Annotated in this window: 21 protein-coding genes; 3 read left to right on the top strand and 18 right to left on the bottom strand. The window is 68.4% G+C overall.

The window, feature by feature from the left end; genetic code table 11:
• Nucleotides 1–52 precede the first annotated feature (52 nt).
• On the bottom strand, nt 53–976 hold the full coding sequence (locus KL788_RS13200) for a tyrosine recombinase (protein WP_293172628.1): 924 nt from the start codon (nt 974–976) through the stop codon (nt 53–55).
• 195 nt (nt 977–1,171) lie between these two features.
• Nucleotides 1,172–3,307 (bottom strand): MMPL family transporter, encoded by a 2,136-nt coding sequence (locus KL788_RS13195; RefSeq protein WP_293172625.1) that lies wholly within the window; start codon nt 3,305–3,307, stop codon nt 1,172–1,174.
• 129 nt (nt 3,308–3,436) lie between these two features.
• Between KL788_RS13195 and KL788_RS13190 the strand changes: the two genes are divergently transcribed.
• Nucleotides 3,437–3,949, top strand: coding sequence for a MarR family winged helix-turn-helix transcriptional regulator (locus KL788_RS13190; protein WP_293172622.1), 513 nt, complete (start codon nt 3,437–3,439; stop codon nt 3,947–3,949).
• Here KL788_RS13190 and KL788_RS13185 read toward each other — a convergent pair.
• From KL788_RS13185 to rplS, 9 genes are all read right to left on the bottom strand, one after another.
• A complete protein-coding gene (locus KL788_RS13185) occupies nt 3,946–4,881 on the bottom strand; it encodes a metallophosphoesterase (RefSeq protein WP_293172619.1) in 936 nt (311 codons plus the stop codon). The genes KL788_RS13190 and KL788_RS13185 overlap by 4 nt on opposite strands.
• 32 nt (nt 4,882–4,913) lie before the next feature.
• Entirely contained in the window at nt 4,914–6,275 is a 1,362-nt protein-coding gene (dprA, locus tag KL788_RS13180) for a DNA-processing protein DprA (protein WP_293172616.1), read from the bottom strand.
• The gene (locus KL788_RS13175) at nt 6,276–7,796 is read right to left on the bottom strand and encodes a YifB family Mg chelatase-like AAA ATPase (protein ID WP_293172613.1); all 1,521 of its coding nucleotides are present in this window, start codon (nt 7,794–7,796) and stop codon (nt 6,276–6,278) included. It lies immediately after the preceding gene.
• Nucleotides 7,796–8,161, bottom strand: coding sequence for a YraN family protein (locus tag KL788_RS13170; protein WP_293172610.1), 366 nt, complete (start codon nt 8,159–8,161; stop codon nt 7,796–7,798). Before KL788_RS13170 ends, KL788_RS13175 begins: the two co-directional genes overlap by 1 nt.
• A gap of 107 nt (nt 8,162–8,268) precedes the next feature.
• Nucleotides 8,269–11,724, bottom strand: a complete 3,456-nt coding sequence (locus tag KL788_RS13165; protein WP_293172607.1) for a hypothetical protein — start codon at nt 11,722–11,724, stop codon at nt 8,269–8,271.
• Nucleotides 11,725–11,831: 107 nt separating this feature from the next.
• Nucleotides 11,832–12,155, bottom strand: a complete 324-nt coding sequence (locus KL788_RS13160) for a DUF2469 family protein (protein ID WP_293172604.1) — start codon at nt 12,153–12,155, stop codon at nt 11,832–11,834.
• A gap of 13 nt (nt 12,156–12,168) precedes the next feature.
• Nucleotides 12,169–12,849 carry a ribonuclease HII gene (locus tag KL788_RS13155; RefSeq protein WP_293172601.1) on the bottom strand — a complete coding sequence of 227 codons (681 nt, stop codon included), beginning with the start codon at nt 12,847–12,849 and terminating at the stop codon, nt 12,169–12,171.
• A gap of 10 nt (nt 12,850–12,859) precedes the next feature.
• Nucleotides 12,860–13,594, bottom strand: a complete 735-nt coding sequence (gene lepB / locus KL788_RS13150) for a signal peptidase I (protein WP_293172598.1) — start codon at nt 13,592–13,594, stop codon at nt 12,860–12,862.
• Nucleotides 13,595–13,699: 105 nt separating this feature from the next.
• Nucleotides 13,700–14,047, bottom strand: coding sequence for a 50S ribosomal protein L19 (rplS, locus tag KL788_RS13145; RefSeq protein WP_293172595.1), 348 nt, complete (start codon nt 14,045–14,047; stop codon nt 13,700–13,702).
• 203 nt (nt 14,048–14,250) lie between these two features.
• On the opposite strand from rplS, the gene KL788_RS13140 reads away from it, so the two are divergent.
• Together KL788_RS13140 and map are read left to right on the top strand one after the other, a co-directional pair.
• The gene (locus tag KL788_RS13140) at nt 14,251–14,895 is read left to right on the top strand and encodes a TetR family transcriptional regulator (RefSeq protein ID WP_293172592.1); all 645 of its coding nucleotides are present in this window, start codon (nt 14,251–14,253) and stop codon (nt 14,893–14,895) included.
• Complete coding sequence (map, locus tag KL788_RS13135; protein WP_293172589.1) at nt 14,896–15,663, top strand: type I methionyl aminopeptidase; 768 nt, start codon at nt 14,896–14,898, stop codon at nt 15,661–15,663.
• On the opposite strand, the gene KL788_RS13130 is transcribed toward map, so the two are convergent.
• From KL788_RS13130 to KL788_RS13100, 7 genes are all read right to left on the bottom strand, one after another.
• A complete protein-coding gene (locus KL788_RS13130) occupies nt 15,647–16,294 on the bottom strand; it encodes a hypothetical protein (RefSeq protein ID WP_293172586.1) in 648 nt (215 codons plus the stop codon). The genes map and KL788_RS13130 overlap by 17 nt on opposite strands.
• Before the next feature lie 39 nt (nt 16,295–16,333).
• Nucleotides 16,334–16,789 carry a hypothetical protein gene (locus tag KL788_RS13125; protein ID WP_293172583.1) on the bottom strand — a complete coding sequence of 152 codons (456 nt, stop codon included), beginning with the start codon at nt 16,787–16,789 and terminating at the stop codon, nt 16,334–16,336.
• Nucleotides 16,786–17,469, bottom strand: coding sequence for a tRNA (guanosine(37)-N1)-methyltransferase TrmD (gene trmD, locus KL788_RS13120; protein WP_293172580.1), 684 nt, complete (start codon nt 17,467–17,469; stop codon nt 16,786–16,788). The genes KL788_RS13125 and trmD overlap by 4 nt, the downstream gene beginning before the upstream one ends.
• 10 nt (nt 17,470–17,479) lie before the next feature.
• Nucleotides 17,480–18,061, bottom strand: coding sequence for a ribosome maturation factor RimM (rimM, locus tag KL788_RS13115; RefSeq protein ID WP_293172577.1), 582 nt, complete (start codon nt 18,059–18,061; stop codon nt 17,480–17,482).
• Nucleotides 18,058–18,297, bottom strand: coding sequence for an RNA-binding protein (locus tag KL788_RS13110; RefSeq protein ID WP_293172574.1), 240 nt, complete (start codon nt 18,295–18,297; stop codon nt 18,058–18,060). Before KL788_RS13110 ends, rimM begins: the two co-directional genes overlap by 4 nt.
• A gap of 5 nt (nt 18,298–18,302) precedes the next feature.
• Nucleotides 18,303–18,881 (bottom strand): 30S ribosomal protein S16, encoded by a 579-nt coding sequence (gene rpsP, locus KL788_RS13105; RefSeq protein WP_293172571.1) that lies wholly within the window; start codon nt 18,879–18,881, stop codon nt 18,303–18,305.
• A 187-nt stretch (nt 18,882–19,068) separates the two neighbouring features.
• Nucleotides 19,069–19,860 (bottom strand): LLM class F420-dependent oxidoreductase, encoded by a 792-nt coding sequence (locus KL788_RS13100; RefSeq protein ID WP_293172568.1) that lies wholly within the window; start codon nt 19,858–19,860, stop codon nt 19,069–19,071.
• Nucleotides 19,861–19,865: the final 5 nt, after the last annotated feature.

Here is a 19,865-nt window from a genome sequence, read left to right as displayed (position 1 = left end):
CGCGAACCCGCGCGGGCGTCGGTCGTGAGCGTGGCGTGCGCACGCGGGCGGCTCAGGCGCGGGGGTGAGCTGTGCGATACACCGAGGCGAGGCGCTCGGCGCTCACGTGCGTGTAGATCTGGGTCGTACCGAGGCTCGCGTGCCCCAGAATCTCTTGCACCGCCCGCAGATCGGCACCGCCGTCGAGCAAGTGGGTCGCGGCCGTGTGCCGCAGCGTGTGCGGGCCAGAAGGCCCGGTGCCCGGCAGCTCGGCGAGCAGCCCGGCGACGAGACCGTACACCGCGCGCGTCGAGAGGCGACGACCGCGAGGGCCCAGCAGCAGTGCCGAGGCCGACTCGGCCGCGACCAGTGCGGGTCGACCGCGCTCCAGATAGGCGCGCACCGCCCGTTGCGCCGGCAGGCCGAATGGCACGATGCGCTCTTTCGATCCTTTGCCCAGCACGCGCACGACGCGCCGCTGGTCGTCGACGTCGTTGACGTCGAGACCCACCAGCTCGCTCACGCGCAGGGCGCTCGCGTAGAGCAGCTCGATCGCCACGCGGTCACGAAGGGCGCTCGGGGCATCGCTCACGGCGCGCGCGTCGAGGTCGTCGAGCACCTCGTCGATCTGCGAGCGGGTGAGCACGCGCGGCAGGCGCCGCTCGCCGCGCGGAGCCCGCAGGCGCACGCCGATGTCGGCCGGCGTGCGGCCCGTGCGGGCCAGCCACGCCGTGAATCCGCGCACACTAGACGTGCGACGCGCGAGCGTCGAGGCGGCAAGCCCCTGCTCGTTCTGCTGCCAGACCCAGTCGCGCAGCAGCTCGAGATCCCACGCGTCGGGGTCGTCGGCAGCACCACGGGCCTCGGCAAAGTCGACGACCGTGTCGAGGTCGCCCGCGTAGGCGCGCAGCGTGTGCGCGCTCGCGCCGCGCTCGAGCTCGAGCGCGCGCAAGTGCAGCGTCACCGCCTCCCGCATCGCCGATGCCCGCTCGTGCATGCACCCAGCATGAGCCTTAGCGCTGGAGAATGCCGAGTTGACAGGCCGCGCGCTCGTGAGGTCGTAGTGACAGGCCGACCGCACGATACCCACGTGTTGCAGACCGCGCTCCGCAGGCGCACGGCACACACACGACCCGTCGGCGCGGGATGCGCGCCGACGGGTCGCGGGTGACTTCCCTAGAAGTCGAGCTCGTTAGGCAGCCGGAGCCGGCTCGGGCATCCGCTCGGTCACCTCGTCGGGCATGCGCTCGGCTTGGCCGTTCGCGCCGCGAGCGGCCGCGTCGGCGTCGGTGAGCTCGGGGCGGCGGGGCCACCAGAAGCGATCTTTCGCGATGAAGGTCATCGCCGGCACGATCACGGTGCGCACGAGCAGGGTGTCGATGAGCACACCGATGCAGACGATCACCCCGATCTGGGTCAGAGCGATGAGCGGCAAAACACCGAGCACCGCGAACACCGCCGCGAGCAGAATGCCCGCGCTCGTGATCACGCCACCCGTCGCGGCCAGCGCCCGGATCATGCCCTCTGAGGTGCCCAAGAGCGGCACCTCCTCTTTCGCGCGCGTGACGAGGAAGATCGAGTAGTCGACTCCGAGCGCGACGAGGAACAAGAAGCTAAAGAGCAGCACTGTGGTGTCGACGCCGGGGAATCCGAAGACCGTCGCGAAGATGATCGATCCGATGCCCACAGCGCTGAAGTAGCTCGCCACGACGGCGATGAGCAGCAGCACCGGCGCGAGCAGCGCTCGCAGCAGCACCACGAGCACGACGAACACCAGCACGAGGATCAACGGGATCACGAGGCTCTGGTCGCGCTGCTGAGCGTCGCGCAGATCGAGGCCTTCGGCGTCGATGCCGCCGACGAGACCGGTGCCGTCGCCGAGATCATCGAGCGCGAGGCGCAGCTCGGCCACGATCTCGAAGGCGCGCTCACTCTCGGGGTCGGCATCGAGCACGACGTTGATCTGCGCGATGTCATCGTTCGCGGGGCCGGGCACGGCGTCGTCGACGCCGTCGACGACGAGCAGCCCGTCGAGCACCTCGTCGACGTCGCGTGCCGGCACGACCACGGTCGCGGGTGCCGAGCTTCCGGCCGAGAAGGCCTCGGCGAGGCGCTCCTGACCGAGCACTGCCTCGGGTTTCACGATGAAGCGATCGTTCTGCGAAAGACCGACGTTCAGGGTCGTGAGACCGGTCGCCATCGCCCCGAGCACGACGAAGCCGACGATCGCGACGAGCACGGGCTTCTTGCTCACCGCGCGCCCGAGCTTGCCCCACGGGCTGCGCGAAATCGCATCGGGTGAGCCGTACTTCGGCACGATGGGCCAGAAGATCCAGCGACCAAAGACGACGAGAGCCGCCGGCAGCACGAGCAGGGCGTAGGCCATGGCGACGACGATGCCGACGGCACCGGCAAGGCCGAGCGACCGGTTGCCCGACAGCTCGCCGAACAGCAGCGTCGCGAGTGCGAGCGCCACGGTCGAGCCGCTCGCGATGATCGCGGGGCCGGCGCCGCGCAGGGCGATGGCCATCGCTTCGCGCCGATCGAGGTGCAGCCGCAGCTCGTCGCGGTAGCGAGCGATGAGCAGCAGGGCATAGTTCGTGCCCGCACCGAAGACGAGCACCGACAGGATTCCCGTGACCGAGCCGTCGAGCGTGATGTCGAGCGACTCAGCGACGAGGCGCGCGGCGATGCCGGCGATGAAGTCGGCGACGCCGACGACGGCGAGCGGCACGATCCAGAGCACCGGACTGCGGTAGGTGATGATGAGTAGCAGGGCTACGACGAGGGCCGTGATGCTCAGCAGCACGAAGTTGGCACCCTCGAACACGGCCGCGATGTCGACCGCGAAGCCTTCGGCACCCGTGAACCAGACAATGATGCCGTCGGGCAAACCGTCGGCGGCGATCGTGCGAATCTCGTCGGCTCGCTCGGCCTGCACCGAGACGCGCTCTTCGATCTCGAGCGGCACGACCACGAGGGCAGTCGTCCCGTCGTCGGAGACCGTGGGAGGCGGCACGAATCCGTCGAGCGAGAGGTCGGCGAGTTCTGCCGTGCGCTCGGTGATCGCGGCGAGGTCGTCGTCGCTCAGATCACCGCTCTCGCGTCCGAAGACGAGCAGGCCGCTCGTCGACTCGTCATCGGCGAACTGCTCGAGCAGCTCAGCGGCCTGCACCGACTCGGCAGACTCGGGAAGACCGACCGGCGGCGCGGCATCGGCGGTCTGATACCCCGCCGCGACGAAGAGTGCGACGGTCGCCGCGATGCCGACAACAAGCACGATCCACGAGGTCTTCGCGGCGGTGATGAAGCGCGTGAGCGCGATCATGAGTCTCCTAGGTACTGAGGGACGGGAGGGTGCAGTTCGAAAGGTCAGAACTCAGAAGAGCTGCTGTGAGTATCTATCTTGATGATCGAGATACATGACCTTCGAAGAAACTAGCGGTACTCTGGCCCCGTGAGCCAATCGGATCAGCAGACTCCCAGCTTCGGGGATACCCACCCCGCCACGCTGCTGCTACGCGAATTTCTCGACGTGACCTCCGACTTCGAGCGCGGACTCGGTTCTGAGCTCAACGTCAACGCCACAGATCTGACCGCTATGCAGCACCTCATCGTGGCCGGTTCACTGACGCCGACGGGTTTGGCCCAGCGACTCGGGCTCTCGTCGGGGGCCGTCACGACCGTCATCGACCGCCTCGAGAACCTTGGTCACGTGCATCGCACCCCGAACCCGGACGATCGACGTGGCACGCTCGTCGTGCCCGAGCCCGCATCGGTCGGCCGCGCCATGAGCCGCATCATCCCGATGGTCACCGAGGTCGACCGGGCGATCACCGACTTCGACGAGGACGAGCAGTCGGTCATCACGCGCTATCTGACGCGGGTCGTCGAGGCGTACCGCGGGCACTCCGAGGCTTCGGATCGACCGCGCACCTGGCGCGCGGATGCTCCTGCAGAGTCCACCTAGACGTCGCTCGCCGCAGCCTCATTGAGGTTGAGGTGCGAGGTCTTGCTCGAGAGCTGCTCGAGGCGGGCATCCGCCGGCATCGCCTCGATCATGGGGCGGTAGTCGGAGGAGAAGCCGGTGACCTCGGCAAAGCCCTCGAGCGGAATGGTCGACGTCACGACGCGATCGTCGTAGACGTGCACGAAGTCGAACGACTGCCCGCCGTCGACGCCGCTCAACAGTCGGGCGGCATCGGCACCGAGGTCGAGCGTGTAGCACGTGGCCGCCGCGACCGATACGGGGATGCCGGCGAACATGCTGTGCGTCGAGTAGTGCAGGTGGCCGCCCAGGATCATGCGCACATCAGTGCCCTGTAGCACCTCGGCGAGCGCCGGCTGATCGAGCAGCTCGAGCACCGCCATGACCTCAAGTGGCGTCGGCACCGGAGGGTGGTGCACTGCGATGATCGTGCCGTGCGGTGCGGGCTCGGCAAGCACCCCCGCGAGCCACTCGAGCTGCGCTGCGGTGAGCTCTCCGTGGTGGTAGCCCGGCACCGTCGTGTCGAGCGAGATGACCCGCAGGCCGCGAATGTCGTAGACGCGGTCTTGCGTGGCATCGGTCTCCGGCTCGTCGAACAGCAGCGAGGCGTAGGGCGCCCTTTCGTCGTGGTTGCCCATGACCCAGATCAACTCAGCACCGAGGCGCGCGGCGACCGGCTCAACGATGGCGCGCAACCGCACATACGCGTCGGGTTCTCCGAGGTCGGCGAGGTCGCCCGTGAAGACGAGAGCATCGGGCTTCACGGGGCCGGCTTCGAGGCGCGCGAGCGCGGCGGCGAGCCGTTCGTCGACGGGTACCTTGCCGTACAACGAGCGCCCCTGCCCGAGCAGGTGGGTGTCAGAGATGTGCACGAGCACGTGGCCGGCCGGTGGATACTGCCCCATCTGCGTCATGCGTTCAGGGTACCGGGCGCCCTGAACAGCCGTCAGGATGCTGCTGCCGCGTTCGTGCTGCCCACGGCACCCGCGATCCGGCGCCAGCGACCGTCGGCGCCGCGAGCCGCCTGACCGTCGAGGTCGAGACGGCCCAGCACCGATCGGATGCGTTCAGTGCCCTCGCCCACCGCTCGAGCTAGTTCGTCGACGGTCTGCCCTCGACGCGGTCGGAGGGCGTCGACGACTCTGATCACGAACGGATCCGTCGGTCGGGTGTCGGCAACGCTGCTCTCGACTCCGCTCTCATCGAACTCGAGAGCCATCGGGATGTCGAGCACGCCGTCGGCCTCGAACGCGAGTTGCATGACCTCCGCGGCACTCGTGACGCAGGTGACGGGCTCTGCGCGCAGGCTCGCGTGACAGCCGGCGCTCGCTGCGCTCGTGATCGGGCCCGGCACGATGCCGACCGGTCTCCCCATTCCCAGGGCGAGTCTTGCCGTGTTGAGCGCGCCGGAGCGTCGGCCCGCTTCGACAACGACGGTCGCGGCCGCGAGCGCGGCGATGAGCCTGTTGCGCTGCAAGAACCTCCACTTCGTGGGAGGGGTTCCGCACGGCACTTCGGAGAGCAGCAGCCCCTGCTCGGCCACCCGGGTGAGCAACGCTTCGTGCCCACTGGGGTAGAGGCGGTCGATGCCTCCAGCGAGCACGGCGATCGTCGCGCCGCCGCTCGCCAGGGCGGCACGATGCGCCATGCCGTCGATGCCATACGCGCCGCCCGATACGACCACGACGTCGCGCGCGCACAGCCCGGCGGCGAACTCCATGGCCACGTGCTCGCCGTAGCCGGTAGCCGCCCGCGCGCCGACGATCGCGATGCCCGGTCGCCTCAGCAGCTCGAGGTCGCCTTTCGCCCAGAGCAGCACGGGCTGGCTGTCGCCGAGCGCGGCGACCGCCTCGTGGGGCCAGTGGGCGTCGCCCGGCACGACCATGTGCGCGCCGCACCGGCCCGCGCTCTCCAGGCTGCGCAGCACATCCGACGCGCGCAACCGCTCTGTCCAGCGCTTCAGCCCCGACGTGGCATCCTCAGCGGTGACCTCACCCGCTGCCGCATCGCTCAGCACCGTTGCCGGCGCCCGGTCGAGGACGAGTTGAGCGGCGGTGACGACTCCGACTCGGCGAATGAGTATGCCGGCGACCGAGTCGCCCGGCTCGACGAGCACGCTCCAGATCGCTCGCGCGAACAGTTCATCGAGCACTCCGGGTTCATCGTGACCCACACCCTCGATCCCGTGTGAATGGTCGCCCCCTGGTGCATTCACAGAGTCGTCGAGCTCCCATTCCGCGGCGCCTCGTGGGCGCACGAGTGCCATCACCGATGCGATGCGGTGCTGATCGATAGCCCAGCGGCTCATTCAGATTCCCTTTCTCAAATACAGCGCCCGACCCACGTGGTCGGCCGAGGGTCGTTCGTCGCCATCGAGGTCGCACAAAGTCCAGGCGACGCGCAGCACACGGTCGTAGCCGCGCATGGTGAGAGCGCCGCGCTCGAGTGCACGATCGAGTGCGCCGCGATCGGCGGCTGGCAGCCGCCATCGGGGGCTCCGCAGGGCCGCACCCGGCACGTGGGCGGTCAGACCCCACCCTTCCGACCCCCAGCGAGCTCGAGCTCGGGCGCGGGCCGCGACGACCCGAGCGCGCGCCTCGACCGTGGTGACTGGCCCGGTTGCGCCTTCGGTCATCTGCGCAACGCTGACGCGGCGCACCGTGAGGTGCAGGTCGATGCGGTCGAGGAGCGGGCCGGAGAGCCGACCGAGGTAGCGCCGGCGCATCATGGGCGTGCACGTGCAGTCGTCACCACCACCCTGGCCGCACGGGCACGGGTTGGCGGCCAGCACGAGCTGAAACCGTGCGGGAAACCGCGCGACCGTGCGCGCACGGTGGATCGTGATCTCGCCCGTCTCGAGCGGCTGGCGCAAAGCGTCGAGCACCGCGCCAGAGAATTCGGGCGCCTCGTCGAGAAAGAGAACCCCGTGAGCGGCTCGCGAGATCGCGCCCGGTCGCACGAGGCCGCTGCCGCCCCCGACGAGCGAGGCCATCGTCGCGCTGTGATGCGGCGCCTCGAGCGGAGGGCGAGTGACGAGCGAGGCGCCGAGCGGCAGCCCGGCGAGAGAACGCACCGACGACACCTCGACGGCGGCGTCGGGCTCGAGGTCGGGCAATAGCCCGGGCAGGCGCGAAGCGAGCAGCGTCTTGCCCGCGCCCGGCGGGCCGAGCATGAGCATGTGGTGCCCGCCCGCTGCGGCCACCTGCAACGCTTCCACTGCCTCGGGGTGACCCACGACGTCAGCCAGATCACCGCTCTCGGGGCGAGGCCCGTCGACCTCGGAGGCGACGAGCGCCTCAACGGGCACAGAATCGAGCGCGGCCCCGTGACCGATGAGCACGTCACGCAGCGAGGCTGCAGCGATGATGCGGATGCCCGGCACGAGCCGCGCTTCGTCGGCATTGCCACTCGGCACGACGACGGCACGCGCACCGCCTCGACGAGCCGCGAGCACGGCGGGCAGTACGCCCGCGACGGGACGCAGCCGGCCGTCGAGCGACAGCTCGCCCAGATGAACTACCGACTCGATGGCCGCGTGGCTGACGATGCCGGTCGTGGCGAGCGCTGCGACAGCGATGCCGAGGTCGAACCCCGAACCGTGCTTGGGCACCGACGCGGGCGACAGATTGACGGTGACCTTGCGCGAGGGCAGATCGCAACCCGAATTCGCCGCGGCCGACCGAACCCGGTCTTTCGCCTCACCGAGGGCCGCGTCGGGCAGACCAATGATCGTGAAGGCCGGCAGCCCGTTGGCGAGGTCGGCCTCGATCTCGACGAGGGCGCCGTCGACGCCGCGCAGGGCTACCGACAGGGTGCGTGCAACAGGCATCAGCACACCTGCTGAAGGTGGTCGATCGCAATACCGTCGCGCCCGGCGACGACCCCGATGACATCGATGCGCAGATCTCGAGCGCCCCGGTCTGGGGCTGCCGACTGCGCCGCGCACCAGGCACCGGCGAGCCGACGCAGTCTCGCCAGCTTGCGCGGCGTGACGGCGTCGAGCGGGTGGCCGAAGCCCACACCCGATCTCGTCTTCACCTCGACCACGACGGTCGTGCGGCCCTGCTGCGCGACGATGTCGATCTCGCCGATCGCGCAGCGCCAGTTGCGCTCAAGGATCGTGTACCCCGCCGCGGACAGGTGCTCAGCGGCGAGCCTTTCGCCAGCCCGGCCGAGCTCGTCTTTGCGTGCCATGTCGCCTCCCGCAGAGCAGGATGGCGCGCGAGCACCGCGCGCAGAGCCAGAGGCCCGATCGGTGTGCGATCGGGCCCCTCACTCGCGACTGTGAGGGAGTGACGCGATCAGCGCGCGGCCGACGCCGGCTGCTCGACGAGCTCGTCGTCGTCGCTCTCGCCGCGGGCGGTGAAGTGCAGGATCGCCCAGAGCGTGAGGGTGACGGCGGCGAAGATCACCATGACGAGCATCCAGAACCCGACATTGGCGACGTCGTCCGTCTCGCCCGCCGCCGTGGGCAGCACGATGAGCGAGAACACGGTCGCGACGGCCGCGAACGACCCCGCCCACAGCAGCTTCGAGCGGCGGAACACCTCGTGGCCGTCGAGGAACCCGAGCGGCAGCAGCGCGGCGAGCGCTGCCGTGAGACCCTCGGCGGTGGTCGCCACGAGCGCGTCACTGACCAGCAGACCGACCACGGTCGGTTCGCCCGTCATGACCGCAGACATGATCGAGAAACCGATCCACGACGCCACGGCCAGCCCGACGATCACGCCAATGTTGGTGAGAATCGCCCGCACCCGGTGAGGCGCACCGACGCGGGTGACGAGGTCGAGACCGATCACGAGCCCGATCAGGAAGCCCGGCGAGAACTCGAGAATGCGGGCGACCACCACACCGATCACGGCGAACACCAGCGCTGCGGGTTGCAGGCTCACGCGGGTCTCGATGCTCCAGACCCGGCGAATAATCGCGCCGCTGATCCACGACGACACGTAGGTCACGATGAAGAGGCCGATCGCGAGCGATACCGTCATGCGCACCGACACCGGGTCGAACCCGTACTCAGGATCGACGAAGCCGAAGATCAGGCTCGTGAGCACGACCAGCAGTGCCGCAGCGAGAGCGCGCGTACGGGTCACCGAGGCGAACCATTCCGTCGCCCGATCGACACCGTTCTCGATAGCGGCGTACCAGCGCCCGAGCCGGCGTGAGTTCGATGCGAGCGTGCTGTTGAGCAGCTCGGCCGGGAAGGCGACGAGCAGCAGAATCGCGAGCGCGAGACCCCCCGAGACGATGATCGTCAGCGGCGAGCTGAAGATGCGCTCGATAGTCGGGATGCTGTCGCTGATGGCCGACGGTGTGGCAGGTTGCGACCGGTCGCCGGCACCGCCGGCACCGCCCGCCCCGCTCGAGCCGTCGTCGATCTCGGCCGCTTCGGGTTCTTCTGCCAGCGGCGCTTCGTCGATCGGCTGCACGGGCTCGAGCACGATGACGGGTATCGCGACGGCGGAGTCAACCCCGCCCGGCGGTGTCGCGATCGCGACAAGCGTGTGCTCACCCGGCTCCAGGTCATCGGGCACGACGACATCGAGCGCGAAGACGCCGGTGTCGCCCACCACCGTCGACCCGAGAACCTGCGGCGTCGAGCGGATCTCGACGACGACGACGGTGCCGACCGGAAGGCCGGTGGCCGACAGGCTCAACTGCTGACCCGGCGTGAGCGGCGAGCCGTCGTAACCCTCGAGCACCCACGGCAACGGGGTGGGCTCAGCGACGGGAGGGGCCGCGGGCGGTGGAGGTGCAGGAACGGCGGCAACGAACACGGTCGGCGTGAACGCCGAATAGCCGTCGAACGACTCGGTGAGCCCGAAGTAGACCGGCGGAGTAGCTTCGAAACCCTGCGACTGCTGCTGGGCGCGCAACAGCGTGTCGCCAGCAACGCCAGAGACAGCGCAACTCCAGTCTCCTCCGGTGTCGACGACGGCCGTGCACGAACCGGCGCCGCCGAGTTGTCGCACGTGCACGCGGTGGCCCGGCTCACCCGTTCCGCTCGCGGTGACCTGCCCGATGCCCGCCCGCGTCGCCACCAGCGTGGGGCTCGGGGGGATGAGAACGTAGTCGTCGCGATACTCGCTCTCTTCGAAGTAGTAGTTCTGCGAGGAGTACACGTTCCAGATGCCGGGAGCGAGGTTGCTGAAGAGGCAGTCGTCGACGAGCGAGGGCGTGGTGACGATGGAGCCGAACCCTTCGCCCTCGCCCTCGATGACGGCACCGCACGACGCGACCGCTTGGCCGTACTGGTAACCCTCGCCAGAGATCTCTTCAACCTGGTAAAGCCGCACGCCGACCGCGGAATTCTCGATGCCCTGCGCCGTGACGTCGATCGACGCGGCGCCGAGGCCGTAAGTCATGGTCGGCGCTGGGGGCGTGACGCTGGCCTGGATGGTCGCATCGACGGCCGGTGAGAGCGTCGCCCCCGTGCCGTAGCTGCCGTTCACCGCGCCTGCGACGTCGGGATCATCGCCGAAGCCCTGGACGAAGGTGTACGCGGCGAAGCTGTAATCACCTGGCTCGAGCGGAGCATCGCACGACCACGCGCCCGTGGTCAGGTCAACAGCACCGCCGCACACTTCGTTCACGCCCTCTTGAACGACGGCGAAGAGGTCACTCACGACGGTGCCGGATGCCGCGAGCTCGTTGGCGAGCGTGTCGACCGTTCCCGAGAACGTCGCGCCCCCGGGAAAGAGGTCGATCGCCAGCGTCGGCGCGGCAGCGACGTAGATCACATCGTCGCGGATGCTCGATGCTGCGCCGTTGAGGAACTGGGTCGAGCGAACGAGGTGGATGCCCGGCGTCACGTCGCTGACGACGCAGTTGACGCTCGGACCGTCGGCAGGAGGCCCGGCGGGGTTGCCGTCCCACGCCACAGGGCAGAAGCCACCGCTAGTCGGCGCGACGTACGCGTCGAGCACCACCGCGGCACCGACGTTCGAGCCCGCGAGCCCGGTGAGCTCGGCCGAGATCACCGAGAACGAGGTCGAGATGTCGACCGTCGGCGTTGGCGGGAAGACCTCGAGGCGCAGAGTGCTCTCGACGGCTTCAGGTTCGACAGCGAAACCGCCCTCAACATCTTGTGCAATGACCCGCACCTCCCAGATGCCGTACGACGGGAAGATCGCGGGGCACGAGAACGCGCCCGACGTCGGAACGCTCACGAGACAGAGGCTCGACTCGGTGCCGACGCCAAGATCGCTGCGGTAGCCGAGCACCTCAACGGTGCCCAGGGCGGGCGCGGTGCCTGAGATAGCCGGCTCCAGGGTTCCGATGCGGATAGGAAAATCTGGAACGTTCAACGGCGGCCCGAGCTCTAGGCTGCTGGGCGTCGCGGCGGCGCCGTAGCGCACTGACGAGATGGTGTTGCTCGGCGGGCTGTCGCCGTCGACATCGGTCGAGACGGCGACGAGGTCGTAGAAGCCGTACTGCCCGTCGGGCACGACCGCATCGCAGGGAAAGGTTGTGCCGTCAAGCGTGTCGGCGGGAACCACGACCTGGCACCCGACACCCACAGCGCCTGTCTCCTGAAGCTCCCACGAGACGGTGACGGTCTGCTCGAGAGCGCTCGGTGCGGGATCAACCTCGACCGTGAGCTGGTTGATCGTGCTGTCGAGCGGACCGAAGATCACCGGTGCATCGGGAACGGCCTGCGCGGCAGTCGTCGCCACCAGAGCGCCGGAGACTCCGAAAACGCCGACGACGGCGACCGCAAGCGCACGGCGAAGTCGGGAACGGGCAGCAGACACGGGAGACCGCCTTGGTCACGGGTTCGCGCGAGCGGGGGCATCGCACGTTGCGTCAGCATAACCCGACACTGTTTCGTACGTATGATGAATACGTCGAGGTGCCCGGCCTACTCGTCGAGCGCGAGCTCTTTCGGCAGCTTGAGCTCTTTCTTGCCGAGCTCTTCGACGTTGACGTCTTTGAAGGTCAGCACCTTGACGCTCTTGACGAAGCGGTCGGCCCGGTAGACGTCCCACACCCAGACATCGGTGAGGGTGAGCTCGAAGTAGAAGTCGCCGCCCATCTCGCGCACGACCTGCTCGACCTCGTTGGCAAGGTAGAAGCGGCGCTCGGTCTCGACTACGTACTGGAACTGCGACACCACATCGCGATACTCGCGGTAGAGAGCGAGCTCGACCTCGCGGTCGTAGTCCTCGAATTCGTCGTCGTCCATAGCGGTGTTGAGTCTAGACCGTCGAGCCGGGGCCCACATCGTCGGGGTCGAGCAGCGCGGGCTGGCGCAGCCAGGTCAGCCGATGCCGCGGCGACGCACCGTGGGCAGCGACAGCCGCCAGGTGACTGCTGCTGCCATAGCCCTTGTTGCCCGCCCACTCGTAGGCCGGCCAGCGGTCGTGATCGGCGACCATGAGCGCGTCGCGATGCTGCTTCGCGACCACGGAGGCGCCCGCCACCGAGGCGCAGTCGCGATCGGCTTTCACCCGGGTCAGGATGCGCGGTGGCGAGCTCAGCGCCGGCGTGAGCCAGTCGTGGCTGCCGTCGAGCACTACCGCGGCCCGCGCGACATCGATACCTGCCTCGTGCAGCAGGATGAGCGCGCGGCGCGCGGCGAGCCCGAGCGCCACGATGATGCCGTGCTCGTCGATCTCGTCGGGCCCCGCCTCCCCCACTGCCACGGCGGCCGCCCAGGCTCGCACCTGCGGTTCGACCTCGGCACGCCGCGCGGGCGAGAGCAGCTTCGAGTCGCGCAAGCGCCCGGGCGGAGCATCCACCGTCGGAAGCACGGCGCATGCACCGACCGCGACGATGCCCGCGATCGCGCCGCGACCGACCTCGTCGCACCCGATGACGACGGGGGCTCCGGCGGCGAACAGAGAGCGCTCGACCTCGAGCGTCGGTGCCGTGCTCATGGTCGCGCCGTCACTCGATGCGCTCGACCCCGTCGAACGTGAGCGGCGGGTTGTCGAGCCAGCGCCAGCGATCGATCGGCCAGCTGATGACAAAAGCGCGGCCGACGACGTCGTCGATCGGCACGACACCGTTGAAGCGCGAGTCTGACGAGTCGTAGCGGTTGTCGCCCATCACCCAGATGGTGCCCTCAGGAATGTCTTCTTGAAAGTCGCGCGAGCTGACATCGGTCGTGTCGGGCGGCAGCTGCACGTAGCGCTCGTCGATCGGCACTCCGTTGACGCTCAACTGACCGAGATCGTTGCAGCACACGACGCGGTCGCCCGGTAGGCCGATGACGCGCTTCACGAGGTGCTCGTCGCTATCAGATGTGCTGAGCCCGATGACCTGCAGTACCCAGTCACCGACGACGTCGATCGGTGCCTGCGGCTGCTCGATGCGCGGCGGCAACCAGCCGCCCGGGTCGCGGAAGACCACGATGTCGCCGCGCGAGATCGGCACGACGTCGGGTACGAGCTGGTTGACGATGATGCGGTCGTTGACCTGCAAGGTCGACTGCATCGACTCGCTCGGAATATAGAACGAGCGGATCAGGAACGTCTTGATGAGGAACGAGATGACGAGTGCCGCGGCCACGATGACGACGACGTCACGCAGGAACAGCAGCACGCTGCGGCCGGGCGATCGTGCCGGTCGCGACGCCGCGGTGGATGCTCCGCCGACGGCGGTCGCGTTCTGCTCAGTCATGACTCCCCTGGTGTTCTGAGCCAGTCTAGGCGGCGGCAGACCCGCGGACCGCGAAGGGCCCCGCCGAGAAATCGACGGGGCCCTTCGTGATGAGTGGCAGAGAGCTCAGCTCTCGCGCTTCTCCTTGATCTTGGCCTTCTTGCCGCGCAGATTGCGCAGGTAGTAGAGCTTGGCGCGGCGCACGTCACCACGGGTGACGATCTCGATGTGGTCGATGACCGGCGAGTGCACCGGGAAGGTGCGCTCGACGCCGACCTGGAAGCTCACCTTGCGCACGGTGAACGACTCGCGGATGCCCTCGTTCGAGCGGCCGATGACGACACCCTGAAAGACCTGGATGCGCGAGCGGGTGCCCTCGACGATGTTGACGTGAACCTTGACGGTGTCACCGGGGCGGAAGTCGGGAATGTCGCTGCGCAGTGAGGCGGCGTCGACGTGGTCGAGGATGTGCATGAGGATTCGCTCTCTGCGACCGCCACAGGTCGACCGCGGCTCAGGAAGATGATGAGTCGAGACGATGCGTCTCGCAGTAGCGCGGCTCCCCTGTGGCAGAACCGTGCCGAGACACAAAGGGAAATGATGCCATACTGTGCGGCTTGCCACCAACCAGTGGCACGATGGTACTGACACACAATGTTGAATCCGGGGGGATATCCATGAACGCACCGACCGCACTCGCCACCGACAAAGTGGCCATGCGCACTGAGCCCATCCAGCAGCGCAGCAGTGAGCGCATCACGCGCCTGCTCGACGCCGCCGCCTCGCTCATCGATGACGACGGCATCGACGGCGTCACCACGAGCGCGGTCGCGCAGCGCTCGTCGTCGTCAGTGGGCGTCGTCTACCGCTACTTTCCGAACATCCAGTCGCTGTTGCGCGCCCTCGCGGCCCGCAACATGGAGCGCTACCTCGAGATCGTCTGGAAGGGCGTCGAAGAGTCAGGCCCCGAGCCGTGGTCGTCGTTCGACAGCACGCTCAACGCCTTCATCACCATGACGCGCGATGAGCCCGGCTTTCGCGCTCTGCGTTTCGGTGACGTCATCGACCAGCGCTTCATCAGCCCCGAGCTCAGCAACAACGCCATTCTCGCCCGCGAGTTCGCCGCGCAGATCGGGCGCACCTACGACTTCGAGCCCGATGACGAGATCGTGTTTCATGTCGAGGTCGCCGTCGAGATTGCGAGCGGGCTGCTCTATCGCGCTTTTCAGCTCGACAAGCAGGGCGACGAGCGCTTCATCGAGACCACCCGGAAGCTCTGCGGCGACTACCTGCGCACCCACATTCCCCTGCCGAGGAGCTAGATGATCGAGTTGCTGAGCCCGGCCGAGATCGAGCAGATGCGACCGGCGGGCCGCTTCGTCGCGAGCGTGCTCACCGCCACGAGCACCGCCGCCGACGTCGGGGTCAACCTGCTCGAGCTCGACGCGCTCGCGCACGACATGATCAGAGCCGAGGGCGCGACCAGCTGCTACATCGACTACCACCCCTCGTTCGGCGGCTCGCCGTTCGGCAAGGTCATCTGCACCTCGGTGAACGACGCGGCCCTGCACGGGCTACCGCACGACTACCGCCTGCGCGATGGCGACTTGCTCACCCTCGACTTTGCGGCCTCGGTCGACGGCTGGGTGTGCGACTCGGCGGTATCGATCATCGTCGGCACGCCTCGACCCGACGACGTGCGGCTGATCGACTCAGTGGAGCGGGCGCTCGCGGCGGGCATCCGTCAGGCCACGGTCGGCAATCGCATGGGCGACATCTCTGCCGCGATCGGCGATGTCGCGGCCGACGACGGGTACCCCGTCAACCTCGACTTCGGCGGTCACGGCGTCGGGCGCACCATGCACGGCGACCCGCACGTGCCGAATGACGGCAGGCCCGGTCGCGGTCTCAAGCTGAAGGCCGGCCTCGTCATCGCGATCGAGCCGTGGTTCGTGCTCGACACCGACGAGATCTACACCGACGACGACGGCTGGACCCTGCGCAGCCGCACGGGCGCGCGCGCGGCCCATGCTGAGCACACGATCGCCCTGACGCCTCAGGGGCCGATCGTGCTCACGGCGCGGGAGTAGCGCCGCTCGGTTCTGACGGGGCCGCGGCGTTCCAGTCGATGACGATGTCACCCTGACCATCGCCGCGCTTGGCACTCAACCGGGAGCCTGGAAAGAGCACGGGCAGAGAGGCCGCGGGCACGGCATTGCCGACCTGAGTCTGGTACGGCGCCGCGGTTCCGTCGATGACGGTGAGCGTCAGCAGGTAGACATCGTCACCCGAGGGCGCCTTCATGCCCAAGGGCTGGGCCTGCACGAGCACGACCTCGACGGGTCGACCCGTCGCCAGAATCTCCTCGGCGCTCGACTGGCCCTCGACGGGCTTCACCTGCACCTCGGGCGGCGCCGTGGCGAAGTCGAGCGCGATGCGCGTCGGATTCGCGGGGTCGACGCGCACGGCCACCCAGGCGCGCCCTGAGGCGAACTGGGGAAGGTAGACCTCTTGCACTCTCTGCACCGCCGTGGCCTGGTAGGGCTCGTGCCCTTCGCGGTAGACCTGCACCGTGAAGGTGCACTTGCGCTCGCGCAGCCCGTTCATGACGCTCATCGACATCGAACTCGCAGCGACCCCGAGAATGTGACCCCGCGCGAGCTCACCGTGCGTGAGCAGGGCATCATCGGGCGAGCCGATCAGATCTGACAACCAGCGCATGAGCACAGCATCCCTTCTGCCGATTCGCCCCCGCGAGGGCTACACCCCGCTCACAGAGTCGTGGGCGACGAGCTCGTCGTGATGACCGTCGTGCGCCTCGCCGCGTCGAGAGCGGATCGTGTTCGAGGCCATTGAGGCGAACGCCGTCGCCGCGATCGCGATGAGCAGCGGCCACAGCAGGTAGCCGAGAACGAGCGCGTCGGGGCTCAACGAGATGGCGAGTATGGCGACGACCACGGTGTATTCGATGACGAGCAGCAGACGTTCGCCGATCGTGAGTCTCGGCGGGCGCCGCAGCATCACCGTCGCGTGGTTGATCGCGAGCGAGAGGGCCAGGCCCGGCAGCACGAACGACCCGGTGACGAGCGCCTGCAGCGTCGGTAGCGCGCTCACCTGACCACTCAGTTGAAGAAACCATGCGATCGCACCGGCCGCGGCGGCGAGCACCGCGATGACGGGCTGCGACCACAGCCAGAGGCGGTCAGCGGTCGTCATGAGCCGCTCAGCAGGTCGGGGCGGATGCGGCGCGTGCGGTCGACCTGCTGCTCGTGGCGCCATGCCGCGACGGCTCCGTGGTCGCCACTCAGCAGCACGGGCGGCACAGCGAGCTCTCGCCAAACGGCGGGCTTCGTGTAGGCGGGGTACTCGAGCAGACCGCTCTCATGGCTCTCTTCGACGAGGCTCTCGGGGTTGCCCACGACGCCGGGCACGAGGCGGCCGATCGCTTCGATCATCGCCATCGCCGCCACCTCTCCCCCGTTGAGCACATAGTCGCCGAGGCTCAGTGCGCGAACCTCGTAGCGCTCAGAGTAGTGCTCGATCACGCGGTGGTCGATGCCCTCGTAGCGACCGCACGCGATGACGAGGTGCGGGCGGGCGGCGAGCTCACGAGCGATGGACTGCGTGAACGGATGCCCAGCCGGGCTCGGCACGATGAGCACACTCTCAGGCCGCATCAGCTCGTCAAGCGCCTCGCCCCAGGGCTCGGGTTTCATGACCATGCCCGCGCCGCCGCCGTAGGGGGTGTCGTCGACCGTGCGGTGCCGGTCGTGCGTGTGCTCGCGCAGGTCGTGCACGGCGACGTCGACCAGGCCGGACTGGCGAGCCTTGCCCAGCAGCGAGATGTCGAGCCCGCCGAAGTACTCGGGAAAGATCGAGACGACATCGATGCGCACGGCTTCGAGTCTAGGCAGGGGCGGTGCCTGTCTGCGCAGGGTCAGCCGCTGCATCGTCGTCGAGGTCTTCGAAGAGGCCGGGGGGAGGAGTGAGAGTCACGGTTCCGGCGGTCATGTCGACAGCGGGCACCATGGCCGCGACGAAGGGCACGAGCACCTCGCGGTCGGCCGTGCGGATGACGAGCAGATCTTGCGCCGGAAAGTGCTCGACGCGCGCGATCGTGCCGACCTCGACGCCGTCGCGCAGCGCTCGCAGGCCCACCAGCTGAAAGTCGTACCAGGCGTCGGGCTCATCGGGCTCGTCGGCGACCGGCTCGATCCACAGAATCGCCTTCACGAGGCTCTCGGCGCCGGTGCGGTCGACGACGCCCTCGAAGAAGGCGACCGGCTGGCCGTTGTACCAGCGCAGCTCGACGAGCGTGAGTGTCTTGCCATGCCAGGGTGAGCTCGTCGGCACCTGCAGGGTGAAGACGGCGCCAGGGGTGAAGCGCCGGTCGGGCGCGTCGGTGTAGAGCTCGACCTTGAGGGCGCCCTTGAGGCCGTGGGCCTTGATGAGGCGACCGACCCGCAGCTGCTGTGGCGCAGGGCTCACAGTTGGTCAGTGTCGACGACGTCGACGCGCACGCGCTTACCATCGGCGAGCGACGAGATGACCGTGCGAAGGGCCTTGGCAGTGCGCCCGCCACGGCCGATCACGCGGCCGAGGTCCTCGGGGTGCACGCGCACCTCGAGGACCTCGCCGCGAGCAGAGCTCTGCGCGACGACGACGACATCGTCAGGGTGATCGACGATTCCCTTGACGAGATGTTCGAGCGTGTCAGCGAGCACTGTCGTCAGGCCTTCTCGGCCTCGGTGTCGTCAGCAGCCTCGTCAGCAGCGGGTGCCTCATCGGCAGCAGCCTCGGCAGCGGGTGCCTCGTCGGCCGGAGCCTCGGCAGCGGGTGCCTCGTCGGCCGGAGCCTCGGCAGCAGCCTCGACGGGGGCCTCGGCGGGAGCATCCTCAGCAGGCGCCTCGGCGGCAGGCGCTTCAGCGGCGGGGGCCTTCTCGGCCTCGGCGGGCTTCTCGGCCTTGGGCTTGAGCACCGGCTTCTTCTTCTCGTCCATGACGAAAGCGGCCTTGGGCTCGGCGGTGCGCACCGTGCTCACGGCGTTCTTGTCGCCCTTGAACTGGCCCCAGTCGCCCGTGAGCTTGAGAATGGCGAGCACCTGCGGGCTCGGCTGTGCGCCGACGCCGAGCCAGTACTGCGCGCGAGCCGAGTCGACCTCGATGAACGAGGGCTCTTCGGTGGGGTGGTACTTGCCGATCTCCTCGATGACACGACCATCGCGCTTGGTACGCGAGTCGGCGACGACGATGCGGTAGTACGGTGCACGGATCTTGCCCATGCGCTTGAGACGAATCTTGACAGCCACGTTTCTCCGAAATGTGTGAAGGAAGTGAGTCGCAGCCGGTTGCGTGGGGCACACTCGGCGCGAAAGCTCGTGAGGGATGCTGGCAACGCCTGATTAGAGGGTCGGGCGCGCAAGCTCTCGACCGCCTATTCTGGCAGACTTTCGCGGGCCGTGCCGCCGGGGCCGCCTCGGGAGGCCCTTCCGGGTCTCAGCCGTTGGCGCGATCGCGCCACGCGAGCCACTCGCGCACGACGCCCATGTCGAACTCGGGGCCGTCGAGGCCGAGGGTGAAGAGGGTCGCGCCGGCCTCGTGCAGCTCGTCGGCCTGCTGCATCGTGCGGTCGCGCAGCTCGACCGAGACCTCGATCTCGCTCACGTTGCGGCCCACCGCCTCGCCATGCTCGGCGAGGATGCCGAGCTTGCGGTGCAGCGTAGGCACGTCGGCAAACGAGTGCCAGATGTCGGCGTGCTCGGCGACGATGCGCAGCGTCTTCTTCTCGCCGCCGCCACCGATGAGGATGGGGATGCGGCGGGTCGGCGCGGGGTTCAGCTCGTCCCAGCGCGAGCGGATGATCGGCAGGTCGCGAGCCAGGTCGTTGAGCCTGCTGCCAACGGTGCCGAACTCGTAGCCGTACTCGACGTAGTCGCGCTCGAACCAGCCCGACCCCGTGCCGAAGACGAACCGGCCCGTACCGCCCTTTGCGCTGATGTGGTCGATCGTGCGGGCCATGTCGGCCTGCAGGTTCGGGTTGCGGTAGCTGTTGCAGTTGACGAGAGCGGCGAGCTCGGCGTGCGTGGTCTGCTCGGCAATCGCGGCGAGCATGGTCCACGACTCGAAGTGCAGGCCATCGGGCTCGCCGTAGAGCGGAAAGAAGTGATCCCAGTTGAAGATCACGTCGACGCCGAGAGCATCGAGCTCACCAGCCGCGTGCCGGATGCGGTCGTAGGGGCTGTGCTGGGGCCGCAGCTGCACACCGAGGCGCACGGGTCGAGTCGTCATGCCTC

Source organism: Microcella sp. (genome assembly GCF_019739195.1).
Lineage (GTDB): Bacteria > Actinomycetota > Actinomycetes > Actinomycetales > Microbacteriaceae > Microcella.
The sequence above is the reverse complement of the archived record's forward strand: the minus strand, read 5'-3'. Positions and strand labels throughout refer to the sequence as shown.